Genomic DNA, 17,318 nt, shown 5'->3' with positions numbered 1-17,318 from the left:
ATATCATCACGGCTGAATCTCTACCGCTCGGCTGAGCGAGCCTGCCAATCAAGGAAAACCAAATATGACCGTTCGCGCGGGCCGGGAATTTCTGGCCATCCCGGGACCAACCACCATGCCCGACGAAGTGCTGCAGGCGATGCATCGCCCGGCGCTCGACATCTATTCCAGCCAGATGGTGGAACTGACCGAGAGCCTGCTCGCCGATCTCTCCAAGCTGTTCGCGACGAAGGGCAAGACTTACATCTACATCGCCAACGGCCATGGCGCGTGGGAGGCGACGCTCTCCAACGTGCTGTCCCGCGGCGACAAGCTGCTGGTGCTGGAAAGCGGACGCTTTGCGATCGGCTGGGGCCACGCTGCGTCCTTGATGGGCGTCGAGGTCGAGGTGCTCAAGGGCGACTGGCGCCGCGCGATCCGGCCGGCGGAAGTCGAGGCGCGGCTGAAAGAGGACAAGGAGCATCGCATCAAGGCTATCGTAGCTGTTCAGGTCGATACCGCGTCGGGCGCCTATAACGACATCGAAGCCATCGGCAAGGCGATCAAATCCGCCGGCCATCCGGCGCTGTTCATGGTCGACACGGTGGCCTCGCTCGGCTGCATGCCGTTCGAGATGGACAAATGGGGGGTGGACGTCGCGATGTCCGGCTCGCAGAAGGGCCTGATGACGCCGCCCGGCCTGGGCTTCGTCGCCGCCAACGCGCGCGCCCTAGACGTGCACAAGCAGGCCAATCTGCGCACGCCCTATTGGGACTGGACCGAGCGCGAGGGCACCGAGCACTATCGCAAATATGCCGGCACCGCGCCGATACATCTCCTGTTCGCACTGCGCAAGGCGATCGACATGCTGCATGCCGAGGGACTCGAAAACGCCTTTCTGCGGCATAGCCTGCTCGCCGAAGCGGTGCGCCGCGCGGTGGCCGCGTGGTCCGAGGGCCAGGTGCTCGGCTTCAACATCGCGGAAGCCAATGAGCGCTCCGACACCGTGACGACGGTAACGATGAACGGCTTCGATCCGGCCGCGCTGCAGCGCTACTGCAAGGAGAAATGCGGCGTGGTGCTCGGCACCGGGATCGGCGACTTGTCCGGCCAGGCGTTCCGCATCGCCCATATGGGCCATGTCAATGCGCCGATGATCCTGGGCACGCTCGGCGTCATCGAGGTCGCCCTCAACGCGCTGAAGATTCCGCACGGCAAGGGCGGAACCGAAGCCGCGATCGAATATCTCGGCGAGAGTGTCGGGGCGTAGGCGGCCACAGCTCGGATTGTAGGATGGGTTGAGCCCTTCGCGAAACCCATCACCTCTCCGCGCAATGAATTGATGGGTTTCGCGAAGAGCTCAACCCGTCCTGCAGGACCGCCTCTTATCGTGTGAAATCACGCGCGAACAACATTTCGCTTTCCAAACCGACTCCCTTTCCCAAGCCGATTTTGTCCGTATACTGGCATACCAAGCCGGGCGCTGATCCGTGCAGGAACGAAAGCGTGGGAGTGAGGCGATTGGCGTCCGTTGAGTTGCGCGGCCTGACCAAGCGATTTGGCTCGCTTGCGGTGGTCGATAATGTCTCGTTGAAAATCGATCATGGACAACTGGTCTGCCTGCTCGGCCCGTCCGGCTGCGGCAAGACCACGACGCTGCGGCTGATCGCCGGTTTCCTGGAACCGTCCGACGGCGAGATCCATGTCGGCGAGCGGCTGGTGTCGTCGAAGGCGCGCACGCTGCCGCCCGAGCAGCGCAGCATGTCGATGATTTTTCAGAGCTACGCGCTGTGGCCGCACATGACAGTGACGGAAAACATCGTCTATGGCCTGCGCCTGCGCAAAATGGACCGCGATACGATTGCCAAGAAACTGGCGGCGATCCTGGCCACGACCAAACTCGAGGCGCTGGCGCAGCGTTATCCCGGCGAACTCTCCGGCGGGCAGCAGCAGCGCGTGGCGCTGGCGCGCGCGCTGATCGTCGAGCCGGAGACGCTGCTGCTCGACGAGCCGCTGTCCAACCTCGACGCCAATCTGCGCGAGGAGATGCGGTTCGAAATCCGCCGGCTGCATGACGAATATCGCTACACCACCGTCTACGTCACCCACGACCAGTCCGAGGCCATGACCACGGCGGACATGATCGCGGTGATGAACGGCGGCCGGATCGACCAACTCGGAACGCCCGAGGATATCTATGCGCGGCCTGAGTCCGAATTCGTGGCGCGCTTCATCGGCGCCAGCAATGTCATCAAGGGTACGGCGCGCGATGCCAATCATGTCACCTTCGCCGGTGCGACGTTGAAAGTGGTCGGCGCGCCGCTGAGTTCGGGCCAGAGCGCCGCGGTCGCGGTCCGCCAGCACGATATCGGGCTGTCGACACAGCCGCCAGCCTCGCCCGAAAATGCCATCAAAGGCGTCGTCACCCGCCAAGTCTATCTCGGCGCCGCGCGCGACTACATGGTGGAGGTGGCCGGCGGCAGCAGTTTGCGCGCGACCACGCCCACCGAAACCAATGTGCAAAAGGGCAGCGAGGTCTGGCTGACCTTGCCGCCCGAACACTGCAGGGCGCTGACCCGCTAGACAAAACCAGAAACGGGAGGACGCGATGAAGGGACGAAAGCTTTCCAGACGCGACGTCCTGCAAGGCGCAGCCACGCTTGCCGCGGGCGCCGTGTTCGCCTCCCCCGTCCGCGCCCAGGCGCCGGAGCCGGTCGCGATCACGCCGTCGCTGGTGGAAGCGGCGAAGAAGGAAGGCAAGCTGATCCTGTATTCGTCGATGGACCTGCCCGTCGGCGAAAAGCTCGGCAAGGCCTTTGAGGCCGCCTATCCCGGCGTCGGCGTGCAGATCGAGCGCTCCGGATCGGAGCGGCTGTTTCAGCGGATCGACCAGGAATTCGGTTCAGGCATCCGCGCCGCCGACGTGATCAACACCTCGGATGCATCGCACATCATCACCTGGAAGCGGAACAAATGGCTGGCGCCGTTCGTGTCGGAGGACATGGCCCGGCATTTCCTCCCCGCATATCGCGACCCCGATGGCATGTCCGCGACGTCGCGGATTTATCTGTCGTCGATCGCCTACAACACCAATCTGGTGAAGCCCGAGGACGCGCCGAAGAGCTTTTCCGATCTGCTCGATCCGAAGTGGTCCGGCAAAATGGTCAAGGGGCACCCGGCCTATAGCGGCACCATCATGACGGCGACGTTCCAGCTGGTCCGTGAACTGGGCTGGGAGTACATGGAAAAACTGTCGAAGCAGCGGGTCATGCAGGTGCAGTCCTCGACCGATCCGCCGAAAAAGCTGTCGCTGGGCGAACGCGCCGTGATGGCCGACGGCAATGAATACGGCGTCGTGCTGCTCAAGGAGGCCGGCCAGCCGGTCGAGCCGATCTACCCGACCGAGGGCGCGCCGACGATCTCGGGGCCGACGGCGATCTTTGCGTCAGCACCGCACCCGAACGCGGCGCGGCTGTTCCAGGCATGGCTGCACACTCGCGAGACGCAGCAATTCTTCACCGATTTCACCGCGCAGCATTCGGTTCACGCCCAGGTGCAGTCGAAGCCGGGACGGCGGAAGATTTCCGACATCAAGCTGATGAAGGAAGATGCGGAGGGCGTCGAGAAAATGGCTGAAGAGATCAAGACGCGCTATGCGCGGCTGTTTCGGGTTTGAGGGTGACAGCAGCGTCGGCCTCTCTCGCCTCGCCCCGCTTGCGGGGAGAGGCCGACGCGCATCGAAGATGCGTGGCGGGTGAGGGGGGCTCTCCGCGAGTCCGAACGCGCGGATAGAGCCCCTCACCCCGACCCTCTCCCCGCAAGGGCGGGGCGAGGGAGTGCACCTCACTTGTGGAACTAACATGACCACTATCACGATCACCGCCGCCGAGCCCAAAAAATCCCGCTTCGACTTCACGCGCCCCGTCCTCTGGCTGTTCGCCGCCTTCATGATTGTGCTGATCGTGCTGCCGATGTCGTGGCTGGCGGTGTTCGCATTCACCGACAAGGCGCGTAGCCCTACGCTGCAGAATTTCGTCACGCTGTTCACCGACCCGGCGTTCCTCGATCCGCTGCTGACGACGGCGATCATCGCAACGACCTCGGCTCTGATCTGCTGCCTGGTCGCAGCACCGATCGGCTGGCTGGTGTCGCGCACCGACATGCCGGGGCGGCAGACCATCCGCGCGCTGGTGACGGCATCCTTTGTCACGCCGCCGTTTCTCGGCGCGGTGGCCTGGGAATTGCTCGCGGCGCCGAACAGCGGCCTGCTGAACCAGCTCTATCGCTATCTCACCGGCGCCGAAGACCCGCTGTTCGACATCTATTCGCTGACCGGGCTGATCTTCGTGATCTCCTGCTACACGTTTCCATTTGTCTTCGTGCTGGTCGCCAACGCACTCGACAATATGCCGGGCGAACTGGAAGATGCGTCCGCGATTCTCGGCGGCAAGGCCTGGACAACGGCGCGGCGCGTCACGATTCCCCTGGCGCTGCCCGCATTGGTCGCGGGCGCCTTGATCGCGTTCCTGCAGGCGATGACGCTGTTCGGATCGCCAGCGATCCTGGCGCTGCCGGCCGGCTTCCATACCATGACGACGAAGATCTGGAGCCTGTTCCAGTATCCGCCCAAACTCGAATTGGCCGCGGCCGCCGCCGTGCCGCTGCTGGTGCTGACGATCCTGCTGCTGCAGGGCCAGAAATTTTTGCTCGGCCGCCGCGGCTTTTCGGTGGTCGGCGGCAAATACGGCGCACCGCGCCAGGTCGAGATGAAGGGCTGGCGCTGGGCGGCGCTGGCGTTCTGCCTGATCGTGCTGCTCAACCCGGTGTTCCTGCCCTATTTCGCGCTGCTCAACGCGGCGTTCTCGCCGAACGCCACCACGCTGGTAACGCCGTCGACCGCGACGCTGCACAACATCGTTTTCGTGTTCACCGAATTGTCGTCGACGCAGCTCGCGCTAAAGAACACGGTAATCCTCGGCGCCTCAACGGCGACCATCGGCACCCTCCTCGCGCTCGTCGTCGCCTATGTCACCACCCGCCGCGTGATCGCGAGCCACCGCATTCTCGGCTTTCTCGCCACCGCCCCCGTCGCGGTGCCCGGCATCGTGCTCGGCGTCGGGCTATTCCTGAGCTACACCCGGCCGCCCTTCGTACTCTACGGCACGCTGTGGATCCTGCTGCTGGCGTTCCTTACCATCAACCTGCCGTCGGCCTATCAACAATTGCAGGCGGCGTTCGCGACCATCCATCCCGAACTGGAAGACGCCAGCCGCATCCTCGGCGCAACGCGGCTGCAATCACTGTGGCAGATCACCGCGCCGCTGCTGCGCACCGGCGTGATCGCGACCTGGTGCTTCATCTTCATCGGCGTGATGCGCGAACTATCCGCGGCAATCGTGCTGTTCACCTCGCAGACCAAGGTGCTGTCGGTGCTGATCTACGACCTCAACGAAAGCGGCGACCTCGCCGCGATCTCGGTGCTCGGCATCGCCATGCTGATGATCACGTTTGCGGTGGTGCTGGCGGTGAACCGGATCCCGGTATTCGGCGGCGGCGCCGCGGCGCGGTTAAGGAATAGTTAGGCGGCCCCATCGTCATTGCGAGCGCAGCGAAGCAATCCATCCAACCACGCGCGGCGGTGTGGAGGCGTTGATTGCTTCGCTGCGCTCGCAATGACGGATGAGAGACCGTATATAGGGCGGAATCCCAAGACCAACGAGGATCGAGTGACCGAGCCCTTAGCCAACAACTCCACGCCGGCCCCCCCCATCGCGCCGCGCCGTCCGCATTCCTTCACCACGCACGGCATTACCGTTACCGACGATTACGCATGGCTGAAAGACGCCAGATGGCAGGAAGTGCTGCGCGACCCCTCGATCCTGGAGCCGGATATCCGTAAATATCTGGAGGCCGAGAACGACTACACCGAGAGCCTGCTCGGCCATACCACGCCCTTGCAGAAGAAGCTGGTGGCGGAAATGCGCGGCCGGATCAAGGAAGACGATTCCAGCGTGCCCGCGCCGGACGGCCCGTTCGCCTATTTGCGGAAGTTTCGCGAGGGCGGACAACATGAATTGTTCGGGCGCACGCCGCGCGATGGCGGCGAGGTCCAGATCGTGCTCGACGGCGACGCGCTGGCCAAGGACCATGAATACTTCAAGTTCGGCAGCGCGCGGCACTCGCCCGATCATAAACTGCAGGCGTGGACCGCCGACACCAAGGGCTCGGAATATTTTTCGATCCGCGTGCGCGACTGGAATACCGGGACGGATCGGGACGACCTCGTCGAGGAGACCGATGGCGGGATCGTCTGGGCCGCGGACTGCAACAGCTTCTTCTACGTCAAGCTCGACGACAACCACCGCCCGATGCAGGTGTGGCGGCATCGCCTGGGAACGAAGCAGGCCGAAGACACGCTGGTCTATGAAGAGCAGGATTCCGGCTGGTTCACCCATCTGCATGAGAGCTCGTCCGGCCGCTTCTGTGTGATCGCCGGCGGCGACCATGAAACCTCGGAGCAGCGGCTGATCGACCTCGAACATCCCGATGCGCCGCCGCGCCTCGTCGCCGCGCGCGAAGAGGGCGTGCAGTATTCCCTCGCCGACCGCGGTGACGAGCTGTTCATCCTCACCAATGCCGACGGAGCCATCGACTTCAAGGTCGTCACCGCGCCGCTCGCCGCGCCCGAGCGCGCCAACTGGCGCGACCTCGTTCCCTATCGCGAGGGCGTCTATGTGCTGGATGTCGAACTCTATGCAGGCCACATGGTCCGGCTGGAGCGCGCCAATGCGCTGCCCGCCATTATCATCCGCGATCTTGCCACCGGCGAAGAACACGCCATCGCCTTCGACGAGGCCGCCTATTCGCTCGACACCATGGGCGGCTACGAGTTCGAGACCACCAATTTGCGGTTTTCCTATTCGTCGATGACGACGCCGGCCGAGGTCTATGACTATGACATGGCGACGCGTGCGCGCGTCTTGCGCAAGCGCCAGGAGATTCCATCCGGCCACAACCCGGCCGACTACGTCACCACGCGCATCATGGCGCCCTCGCATGACGGCGCGCTGGTGCCGGTCTCGATCCTGCATCGCAAAGACCTCGTGCGCGACGGGCGCGCGCCGCTGCTGCTGTACGGCTACGGCTCGTACGGCATGGCGATGCCGGCCTCGTTTGCCGCCAACCGCCTGTCGCTGGTCGACCGCGGCTTTGTCTACGCCATCGCGCATATCCGCGGCGGCGCCGACAAGGGCTGGGGCTGGTATCTCGACGGCAAGCGGGAGAAAAAGACCAACACGTTCGACGATTTCGCGGCGGCCGGCCGCGCGCTGTGTGACGCAAAATACACCAGCGCAAAGCGCATCGTCGGCCATGGCGGCAGCGCCGGCGGCATGCTGATGGGCGCGGTCGCCAACCGCGCGAGCGAATTGTTCGCCGGCATCGTTGCCGAGGTGCCGTTCGTCGATGTGCTGAACACGATGCTCGACGACACCTTGCCGCTGACGCCGCCGGAATGGCCGGAATGGGGCAACCCGATCGAGAGCGAAACGGATTTTCGCACCATTTTGTCCTACTCGCCCTACGACAATCTCGCGGCCAAGGACTACCCGGCGATCCTCGCGATGGGCGGGCTGACCGATCCACGCGTTACCTATTGGGAGCCGGCGAAATGGATCGCGCGGCTGCGCGCCACGATGTCCGGCGGCGGCCCGGTGCTGCTGCGCACCAACATGGGTGCCGGCCACGGCGGCGCCTCCGGGCGATTCAACCGGCTGGATGAGGTCGCGATCGTGTATGCGTTCGCGCTGTGGGCGGTGGGGCTGGCGGATAAGGCGGAAGTCTGAACGTCAGACCGACGCCAGGCTCGGCGGCGGCCACGTGCGCAGCGCCATCTCGGCGATCTTGCGCAATTGCGCGCGCGTCGTGCCGCCGGCCGCCTGCACCGCCATGCCCTGCAGGATCGCAGAGAGGTAGGCCGCCAAGTCGGCGGCATCGGATCCCTCAGGCAGGTCGCCTTCGGCGATCGCCCGTTCGAAGCGCTGGCGCAAATCCTGTTCGCCCTTGGCGCGTCGCGCCATCAATTCCTGCTTGATGGATTCGGCGGCGTCGCCGCAGCTCAGCGCGCCCTGGACCGCGAGACATCCCGGCGGATGGTTCGGATCGGTGACGGCAGCGGCGCTTTCAAACAGCAAGTGTTCGACCACGGCGCGCGCGGTCGGCTTGGCCAGCGCGACCTGAAAGTAGCCGCCGGGGCCGTCGACATAACGATCCAGCGCCTTGCGAAACAGTTCTTCCTTGTTGCCGAACGCGGAATAAAGGCTGGGCTTGGTGATCCCCATGGTTTCCGTGAGGTCGGCCATCGATGCGCCTTCATAGCCTTTACGCCAGAATACCTGCAGCGCCAGGTCGAGCGCCTTGTCGACGTCAAATTCGCGGGGGCGTCCCATGGCCATGATGGCTCTTCCTTCAGTTTCCTACCAATCGTTAGATAAGTGACTTGACAGGACATGTCGATGGGCCATTTATACCGGACGTTATAAATGTGTGCGCTGCACCGTAGACGGCAATCGGGTGTCTTAGCCGGTCCGATCTGTTCAAACCGGAATTGCAGCGCCGAATGTCTGCCGAAATGGGACCTCCATGAAAAATATGATCAAAAACAAACGCTTCGTCGGGACAGGGCTGGTGCTGGCCGCCTTGGCCATCGCCGCAGGCACGACTTTTCTGAGCGGTCGCGGCGGTAGCGCGCAGGCCGAAACGGCCGCCGCAGCACCCGCGGCCCTGCCGGTTTCGGTCTCCGTCGTCGCACCCCGGCAGACCGTGCCGTGGGACGAGTTTTCCGGCCGGCTCGAGGCCGTCGAACGCGTCGAAATCCGCTCCCGGGTCGCCGGCGCGATTCAGGAAATCCACTTTACGGAAGGGGCGCTGGTCAAACAGGGGGACCTGTTGATCCTGATCGATCCTTCGCTGTATGCGGCGGATGTGGCGCGCGCCGAAGGCCAGGTGGCTGCGGCCAAAGCGCGCCTGATTCTCACCAAGAGCGATTTCGACCGCGGCCAGCAATTGACGGATTCGCGCACGATCTCGCAACGTGATTTTGACGGTCGGGTCAACGCCTACCGCGAGGCCGAAGCCAATCTGCAGGCGGCCGAAGCGACGCTGCAAACCGCAAAACTCAATCTCGGCTATACCGAGATACGGGCGCCGGTCTCCGGGCGGGTCGGCAAGCTCGAGATCACGGTCGGCAATCTGATCGCCGCCGGACCCGGCACGCCGGTTCTGACCACGCTGGTTTCCGTCAATCCGATGTATGCCAGCTTCAACGCCGACGAGCAGGTGGTGACGCGGGCGCTGCGGACGCTGGCGGATGAATCGGCGCCGTCCGAGATCGGACGCATCCCGGTGCAGATGGGGACCGGCGCCACCGACGGCACACCCTACAAGGGGAAGATGCAGCTGATCGACAACCAGGTCGATGCGCGCAGCGGCACCGTGCGGGTGCGTGCCGTGTTCGACAACGCCGATGGCCGGCTGATGCCGGGCCAGTTCGCGCGGCTGCTGATGGGACAGCCCAAAGCCGAGCCGGTGTTGCTGATCAGCGAGCGCGCCGTCGGTACCGACCAGAACAAGAAATTCGTGATGGTCGTCGACAAGGACAGCAAGGCGGAATATCGCGAGGTCGCGCTCGGCGTATCGATCGAGGGCATGCGCGTGGTGACCGGCGGGCTACATGCCGGCGAACGCATCGTGGTCAAGGGACTGCAGCGGGTGCGCCCCGGCGCGCTGGTCGCGCCCGAAGTGGTGGCGATGGGTTTTGCTTCTTCCGAAGTAGCGCAACGCTAGCCGTCTGATCCCGGTACTCTTACGAGAGCACCGGACAACTATCAAAAAACAACAACAGTGAATCAGTGCGGTCGATCATGGTCGGCCGCGCCGGGACCCTTGCGCTTTGCAGTCCTGACATCAGCGAGACAGTGTCATGAATTTTTCCAGATTTTTCATCGATCGGCCGATCTTCGCGGGCGTGCTGTCGACCTTGATCTTCGTGGCGGGACTGCTGTCGCTGCCGGCGCTGCCGATCTCGGAATATCCGGAAGTGGCGCCGCCGACGGTGGTGGTGCGCGCGCAATACCCGGGCGCCAACCCCAAGGTAATCGCCGAGACGGTATCGACGCCGATCGAGGAGCAGATCAACGGGGTTGAAGGCATGCTCTATATGAGCAGCCAGGCCACCACCGATGGATTGATGACGCTCAACGTGACGTTCCGGCTCGGCACCGATCCGGACAAGGCCCAGCAACTGGTGCAAAACCGGGTGGCGCAGGCCGAGCCGCGCCTGCCCAGCGAGGTCCGCACCCTCGGCATCACCACGATCAAGAGCGCGCCCGACCTCACCATGGTGGTACATCTGCTGTCGCCGAACGGCCGTTACGACATGACCTATCTGCGCAACTACGCCGTGCTCAACGTCAAGGATCGGTTGGCGCGCATCGAAGGCGTCGGCCAGGTGCAGCTGTTCGGCTCCGGCGACTATTCGATGCGGGTGTGGCTCGATCCGCAGAAGGTTGCCGAGCGCGGGCTGTCGGCCTCCGACGTGGTGCGCGAGATCCGGGCCCAGAACGTCCAGGCGGCGGCAGGCGTCGTCGGGGCGTCGCCCAGCGAGGCCGGGCTCGATTTGCAGCTCTCCATCAACGCCCAGGGGCGGCTGCAGACCGAGCAGGAATTCGGCGAAATCATCGTCAAGACCGGCGCCAATGGCGAGGTCACACGCCTGCGCGACATCGCCCGGATCGAGCTCGGCGCCGCGGACTATTCGCTGCGCTCGCTTCTCGACAACAAATCAGCGGTCGCGGTGCCGATCTTCCAGTCGCCGGGCTCCAATGCGATCAAGATTTCCGACTCCGTCCGCAAGCTGATGGCCGAGCTGAAGTCGAACATGCCCGACGGCATGGATTACAGCATCGTCTATGACCCCACGCAATTCGTTCGCGCCTCGATCGAGGCGGTGGTGCACACGCTGCTGGAAGCCGTGGCGCTGGTCGTGCTGGTGGTCATCCTGTTTCTGCAGACCTGGCGGGCCTCGATCATCCCGCTGATCGCGGTGCCGGTTTCCATCATCGGCACCTTTGCCGTCATGCATGTGTTCGGCTTCTCGATCAACGCGCTGACCCTGTTCGGGCTGGTACTGGCGATCGGCATCGTCGTCGATGACGCCATCGTCGTGGTCGAGAACGTCGAGCGCAACATCGAGCAGGGGCTGACGCCAAAGGAGGCCGCCTATCAGGCGATGCAGGAAGTCACCGGCCCGATCATCGCGATCGCGCTGGTGCTGATCGCGGTGTTCGTGCCGCTGGCGTTCATTACCGGATTGACCGGCCAGTTCTACAAGCAGTTCGCGCTGACGGTGGCGATCTCGACGGTGATTTCCGCGTTCAACTCGCTGACGCTGTCCCCGGCGCTGGCGGCCGTGCTGCTGAAATCCCACGACGCACCCAAGGACGCGCTGACCCGCGGCATGGATCGCGTGCTCGGCTGGTTCTTCCAGCGTTTCAACCGCTTCTTTCACCGCAGCTCCGAAGCCTACGGCCACGGTGTCAAACGGGTGATCTCGCGCCGGGCTATCGTGATGGTCGGCTATGTCGCGCTGATCGGCGTCACGTTTGGGCTGTTCAAGGCAGTGCCCGGTGGCTTCGTCCCCGGCCAGGACAAGCAATATCTGGTCGGCTTCGCGCAACTGCCGGACGGGGCGACGCTCGACCGCACCGAGGAGGTGATCCGCCGCATGGGCGATATCGCCTTGAAGCTGCCGGGCGTCGAAAGTGCCGTGGCGTTTCCCGGCCTGTCGATCAACGGTTTCACCAACAGTTCGAATTCGGGGATCGTGTTCGTCACGTTAAAACCTTTCGAGGAGCGCAAGGCGGCCAATCTCAGCGCGGGCGCGATCGCGCTTCAGCTGAACGGCAAGTTTTCCGCGATCCAGGAAGCCTTCATTGCCATGTTCCCACCGCCGCCGGTGGCGGGGCTCGGCACCATCGGCGGCTTCAAGCTGCAGATCGAGGATCGCGCCGGGCTTGGCTATGAAGCGCTCAACGACGCCACCAAGGCCTTCATCGCCAAGGCCAGCGCCGCGCCACAGCTGGCCGGGCTGTTCTCCAGCTTTCAGGTCAACGTGCCGCAGCTTTATGCCGATATCGACCGCACCCGGGCGCGGCAGCTCAGCGTTCCCGTGACCAGCGTGTTCGACACCATGCAGATCTATCTCGGCTCGCTCTACGTCAACGACTTCAACAAGTTCGGCCGCACCTTTTCGGTGCGGGTACAGGCGGACGCGAAATTCCGTGCCCGTGCCGACGACGTCGGGCTGTTGAAGGTGCGCTCCGACACCGGCGAGATGGTGCCGCTGTCGGCACTTCTGAAGATCAAGGAAAGTGCCGGGCCGGAGCGCGCCATGCGCTACAACGGCTTTCTCACCGCCGATCTCAATGGCGGTGCGGCGCCCGGCTATTCGACCGGGCAGGCCCAGGCGGTGGTCGAGAAGATCGCGGCAGAGACCTTTCCGAAGGGCATCGCGTTCGAATGGACCGACCTGACGTATCAGGAAATCATTGCCGGCAATTCGTCGCTGGTGGTGTTTCCGGTGGCGCTGCTGCTGGTATTCCTGGTGCTCGCCGCGCAATATGAGAGCCTGACGCTGCCGCTGTCGATCATCATGATCGTGCCGATGGGATTGCTGGCGGCGATGCTCGGCGTCTGGCTGACCAAGGGCGACAACAACGTGTTCACCCAGATCGGATTGATCGTTCTGGTGGGGCTGTCGGCCAAGAATGCCATCCTGATCGTGGAGTTTGCGCGCGAGCTGGAATTCGCCGGACGCACGCCGGTGCAGGCCGCGATCGAGGCGAGCCGCTTGCGGCTGCGGCCGATCCTGATGACGTCGCTGGCCTTCGTCATGGGCGTGGTGCCGCTGGTGATCTCCAGCGGCGCCGGCTCCGAGATGCGTCATGCCATGGGCGTTGCGGTGTTTGCAGGCATGATCGGCGTCACGGCGTTCGGCATCTTCTTCACGCCGATGTTCTACGTGCTGCTGCGCGCATTGGCCGGCAACCGGCCGCTGACGCAGCATGGCGAGGCATCGGCAGCAAATATCGCGCGCAGTCCGGCCGAGTGAGGCGCCGAGAGATCACCTGCCGTTGGCCTTGCGCCAGGCGGCAAACTCCTTTGGCGTCTGCTCGTCGGTTGCCGGGTAGAGGCCGAGGATCGAACGGCCGCCGCGGACCTGTTCGGTGACGAAATCTTCGAACGCGGTCATCTCGACCGCTTCATCGGCGATTTCATCGGCAAGATGCGCGGGGATCACGATCACGCCGTCGCTGTCGCCGAGGATGACATCGCCGGGAAACACCGGGGCGTCGCCGCAGCCGATCGGCACGTTGATCTCGATCGCCTGGTGCAGCGTCAAATTGGTCGGCGCGCTCGGGCGGTGGTGATAGGCCGGAAAGCCGAGCGCCGCGATTTCCGCGGAATCGCGAAAACCGCCGTCGGTGATCACGCCGGCGCAGCCGCGCTGCATCAGCCGCGTCACCAGAATCGCGCCGGCGGACGCGGCGCGCGCGTCCTTGCGGCTGTCCATGACCAGCACCGCGCCGGGCGGGCAATCCTCGATCGCCTTGCGCTGCGGGTGACTGCGATCACGGAACACGTCGATTGTGTTGAGATCCTCGCGCGCCGGCATGTACCGCAGCGTGAAGGCTTCGCCGACCAGCACCGGCTGATTGAGCCCGAGCGGATGGACATTCTGGATCATCTGGATGCGAAAGCCGCGCTTGAACAGCGCGGTGGCGACGGTGGCGGTGGAGACGGATTTCAGTTTGTTGCGGGTAGCTTCGCTCAGTTTGGTCATGGGACACTCTCTCTTGTCATTCCGGGGCGCGCCACTCGGCGCTTCGCGATGCCCCGGAACAACGGCTAGTAAATTGACGGCTCGTCGACCGGCTTGCCAAAACCGGTCTCCAGAAAATCGAAATCGCAGCCTTCATTGGCCTGCTTGATGTGTTTGGTGAACATCCAGCCATAGCCGCGTTCGTAGCGCGGTTCGGGCGCCTTCCATGCAGCCCGGCGCTTTGTGAGCTCGGCCTCCGGCACATCGAGGTTGATGGTGCGGGCGTCGACATCGAGCGTGATCTTGTCGCCGTTTTTCACCAGCGCCAGCGGCCCCCCGATGTATGACTCCGGCGAGACGTGCAGGATGCAGGCGCCATAGCTGGTGCCGCTCATGCGCGCATCCGACAGCCGCACCATGTCGCGCACGCCCTGCTTCACAAGTTTGGTGGGGATCGGCAGCATGCCCCATTCCGGCATGCCCGGCCCACCCTGCGGTCCGGCATTGCGCAGGATCAGCACGTGATCGGCGGTGACATCGAGATCGGGATCGTCGATCGCCTTCTTCATCGACGGGTAATCGTCGAATACCAGCGCCGGGCCGGTGTGCTTGAGGAAGCGCGGCTCGCAGGCGCTCGGCTTGATCACGCACCCGTCGGGCGCCAGATTGCCCTTGAGCACGGCGAGCGCGCCCTCGGCATAGATCGGATTTTTCACCGTGCGAATGACGTCGTCATTGTAGACTTCGGCGCGCGCGATGTTGTCGCCGAGGCTCTCACCCGTCACCGTCATGACGTCGAGATGCAGATGCTCGCGGATGCGGCTCATCAGGCCCGGCAGGCCGCCGGCATAGAAGAAGTCTTCCATCAGGTATTTGTCGCCGCTCGGTCGCACATTGGCGATGACCGGGACCTTGCGGCTGGCGATTTCGAAATCATCGAGCCCAATATCCTGCCCGGCGCGGCGGGCCTGCGCGATCAGATGGATGATCGCGTTGGTCGAGCAACCCATCGCCATCGCGACCGTGATCGCGTTCTCGAACGCCTTGCGGGTCTGGATCTTCTGCGGCGTCAGATCCTCCCACACCATCTCGACGATCCGCCGCCCACATTCCGACGCCATGCGGATGTGGCCGGCGTCGGCGGCGGGGATCGAGGACGCGCCCGGCAGCGTCATGCCGATCGATTCCGCAATCGCCGTCATGGTCGATGCCGTGCCCATGGTCATGCAGGTGCCATAGCTGCGGGCGATGCCGGCCTCGACATCGACCCAGTCCTTGTCGGAGATCTTTCCGGCGCGCCGCTCGTCCCAGAACTTCCAGGCGTCCGAGCCCGAGCCCAGCGTCTTGCCCTTCCAGTTGCCGCGCAGCATCGGCCCGGCCGGCAGGTAGATCGTCGGCAGGTTCATGCTGGTGGCGCCCAGCAACAGACCCGGCGTGGTCTTGTCGCAGCCGCCCATCAGCACCACGCCGTCGACCGGATGGCCGCGCAGCAATTCCTCCGCGTCCATCGCCAGCATGTTGCGGTAGAGCATGGTCGTCGGCTTCAGGAACGATTCCGACAGCGACAGCGCCGGCAGCTCCATCGGGAACCCGCCCGCCATCAGGATGCCGCGCTTGACGTCGTCGACCCGGCTCTTGAAGTGCATGTGGCAGGGCTGCGCATCCGACCAGGTGTTGAGGATCGCAATCACCGGCCGGCCTTTCCACTCTTCCGGCGCGTAGCCCATCTGCATCGCGCGCGAGCGATGGCCGAAGGCGCGGAGATCGTCCGGCGCGAACCAGCGCGCGCTGCGGAGGTCGTCGGGGTTCTTGTTCTTGCTCATGATTGCGTGCCCCATTTCTGGACGGTGTTGCGCTCGATGGTGCGGAAGATCAGGTTCTCCACAATCAAGCCGATCACGATCACCGTCAACAGGCCGGCAAACACCGCGGGTATATCCAGCAAATTGCGGTTCTCGAAGATGAACCAGCCGAGGCCGCCCTGCCCCGACGACACGCCGAATACCAGCTCGGCGGCGATCAGCGTGCGCCAGGCAAATGCCCAGCCGATCTTCAGGCCGGTCAGGATCGAGCCGAACGCAGCGGGAATGAGAATGCGCGCGACATAGGGCAAGCCGCGCAGTCCGTAATTGCGGCCGACCATGCGCAGCGTGTTGGACACGCTCTTGAAGCCGGAATGGGTGTTGAGCGCGACCGGCCACAACACCGAATGGATCAGGACGAAAACCAGACTGCCGTTGCCGAGACCGAACCAGATCAGCGCCAGCGGCAACAGCGCAATCGCCGGCAGCGGATTGAACATCGCGGTGATGGTTTCGAGAAAATCCGTGCCGATCCGGGTCGAGATGGCAAGAATGGTGAAGATGGCCGCCAGGATGATGCCGGCGGCATAACCCATGAACAGCACCTTCAGCGACGCCCAGGCGCGCAACGGAATGGTGCCGTCGCGCACCTTGTCGAACATGGTCAGGATGGTGTCGTGAAAGGTCGGAAACAGCAGCGGGTTGTCGAGGAAGGTACCGTAGATCTCCCAAGCCGCCGCGAGAAGAATGATGATCACGGATTTCCGGACGAAGCCGTCATTCCACAGCAACTCGGGCACGGTGAGCTTGCGCTCGACCTCGGCCGGCACGGTCGCGTTGAGGTCTGCGGCATCGCGCAACAGGATTCTGGCTTCACCCATGGTGCGCTCCCCTAATGTGCCGCGACGGCGTCGGCGAACAGCAGATCGTGGATCTGCTTTTCCAGCCGCGCCGCGCTGCCGTCTTCGCCGGACACCTTGTCGACATCGACGACCTCGGCCTTGACCCGGCCGGGATGCGGCGACAGCAGCAGGATGCGGTTGCCGATCTTGATCGCTTCGGCGATCGAATGGGTGACGAACAGGACGGTGAATTTGGTTTCCGCCCAGAGCTGCAGCAGCTCGTCCTGGCAGGTCCGCCGCGTCAGCGCGTCCAGCGCGGCGAACGGCTCGTCCATCAAAAGGATATCCGGCTCCATCGCCATGCCGCGCGCGATGGCGACGCGCTGTTTCATGCCGCCGGACAGCGTGTGCGGATAGGCGTCGACGACGCGGGTCAGGCTCACCTTCTCGATATAGGCCCGCGCCCGCGTCTCCGCGTCCTTGCGTGGCAGCTTCCGTGTCATCAACAGGGGAAACATCACGTTTTCCAGCACCGTCTTCCACGGCAGCAACTGGTCGAACTCCTGGAAGATCATCATACGGTCGGCGCCGGGCTCGGATATCTCCCGGCCGCTGATCCGCATCTTGCCTTCGCTCGGCTTCATATAGCCGCCGACCGCCTTCAGCAGCGTGGACTTACCGCAGCCGGAGGGGCCGAGCAGCACGAAGCGATCGGAACGGTCGACCGTGAAGCTGACCCGCTCGGTCGCCGTCACCACCGCGCTCGACGTCTTGTAGCGCAGCGTGACGTCACGGACATCGAGAAGCGCGGTCATA

Annotated in this window: 12 protein-coding genes; 7 read left to right on the top strand and 5 right to left on the bottom strand. The window is 64.1% G+C overall.

What is annotated here, in order from left to right; translation table 11 throughout:
* The first annotated feature begins 64 nt into the window (after positions 1-64).
* From QUH67_RS02340 to QUH67_RS02320, 5 genes are all read left to right on the top strand, one after another.
* On the top strand, positions 65-1,249 hold the full coding sequence (locus tag QUH67_RS02340; RefSeq protein ID WP_300945046.1) for a pyridoxal-phosphate-dependent aminotransferase family protein: 1,185 nt from the start codon (positions 65-67) through the stop codon (positions 1,247-1,249).
* A 251-nt stretch (positions 1,250-1,500) separates the two neighbouring features.
* A complete protein-coding gene (locus QUH67_RS02335; RefSeq protein WP_300945045.1) occupies positions 1,501-2,562 on the top strand; it encodes an ABC transporter ATP-binding protein in 1,062 nt (353 codons plus the stop codon).
* Positions 2,563-2,587: 25 nt separating this feature from the next.
* Positions 2,588-3,655: an ABC transporter substrate-binding protein gene (locus QUH67_RS02330; RefSeq protein ID WP_300945044.1), complete on the top strand. Its 1,068-nt coding sequence runs from the start codon at positions 2,588-2,590 to the stop codon at positions 3,653-3,655.
* 184 nt (positions 3,656-3,839) lie between these two features.
* A complete protein-coding gene (locus QUH67_RS02325; RefSeq protein ID WP_300945043.1) occupies positions 3,840-5,561 on the top strand; it encodes an ABC transporter permease in 1,722 nt (573 codons plus the stop codon).
* Between the two features lie 144 nt (positions 5,562-5,705).
* Positions 5,706-7,823, top strand: coding sequence for a S9 family peptidase (locus tag QUH67_RS02320; RefSeq protein WP_300945042.1), 2,118 nt, complete (start codon positions 5,706-5,708; stop codon positions 7,821-7,823).
* Positions 7,824-7,826: 3 nt separating this feature from the next.
* Here QUH67_RS02320 and QUH67_RS02315 read toward each other — a convergent pair whose 3' ends face one another.
* On the bottom strand, positions 7,827-8,432 hold the full coding sequence (locus QUH67_RS02315; RefSeq protein ID WP_300945041.1) for a TetR/AcrR family transcriptional regulator: 606 nt from the start codon (positions 8,430-8,432) through the stop codon (positions 7,827-7,829).
* A gap of 187 nt (positions 8,433-8,619) precedes the next feature.
* Here QUH67_RS02315 and QUH67_RS02310 point away from each other — a divergent pair, with 187 nt between their 5' ends.
* Positions 8,620-9,822 carry an efflux RND transporter periplasmic adaptor subunit gene (locus QUH67_RS02310; RefSeq protein WP_300945040.1) on the top strand — a complete coding sequence of 401 codons (1,203 nt, stop codon included), beginning with the start codon at positions 8,620-8,622 and terminating at the stop codon, positions 9,820-9,822.
* A 136-nt stretch (positions 9,823-9,958) separates the two neighbouring features.
* Positions 9,959-13,147: an efflux RND transporter permease subunit gene (locus QUH67_RS02305; protein WP_300945039.1), complete on the top strand. Its 3,189-nt coding sequence runs from the start codon at positions 9,959-9,961 to the stop codon at positions 13,145-13,147.
* 12 nt (positions 13,148-13,159) lie between these two features.
* On the opposite strand, the gene QUH67_RS02300 is transcribed toward QUH67_RS02305, so the two are convergent.
* From QUH67_RS02300 to QUH67_RS02285, 4 genes are all read right to left on the bottom strand, one after another.
* Positions 13,160-13,879 (bottom strand): ribonuclease activity regulator RraA, encoded by a 720-nt coding sequence (locus tag QUH67_RS02300; protein WP_300945038.1) that lies wholly within the window; start codon positions 13,877-13,879, stop codon positions 13,160-13,162.
* Positions 13,880-13,944: 65 nt separating this feature from the next.
* Positions 13,945-15,681: an L-arabinonate dehydratase gene (araD, locus tag QUH67_RS02295; RefSeq protein ID WP_300945037.1), complete on the bottom strand. Its 1,737-nt coding sequence runs from the start codon at positions 15,679-15,681 to the stop codon at positions 13,945-13,947.
* Complete coding sequence (locus QUH67_RS02290; RefSeq protein ID WP_300945036.1) at positions 15,678-16,541, bottom strand: ABC transporter permease; 864 nt, start codon at positions 16,539-16,541, stop codon at positions 15,678-15,680. Before QUH67_RS02290 ends, araD begins: the two co-directional genes overlap by 4 nt.
* Before the next feature lie 11 nt (positions 16,542-16,552).
* Positions 16,553-17,317, bottom strand: coding sequence for an ABC transporter ATP-binding protein (locus QUH67_RS02285; RefSeq protein ID WP_300948310.1), 765 nt, complete (start codon positions 17,315-17,317; stop codon positions 16,553-16,555).
* Position 17,318 lies beyond the last annotated feature (1 nt).

It is taken from the genome of Bradyrhizobium roseum, assembly GCF_030413175.1.
In the GTDB taxonomy this organism is placed as follows: Bacteria; Pseudomonadota; Alphaproteobacteria; order Rhizobiales; family Xanthobacteraceae; genus Bradyrhizobium; species Bradyrhizobium roseum.
Note: the sequence above shows the minus strand (reverse complement) of the source record. Positions and strands in the feature narration are given on the sequence as shown.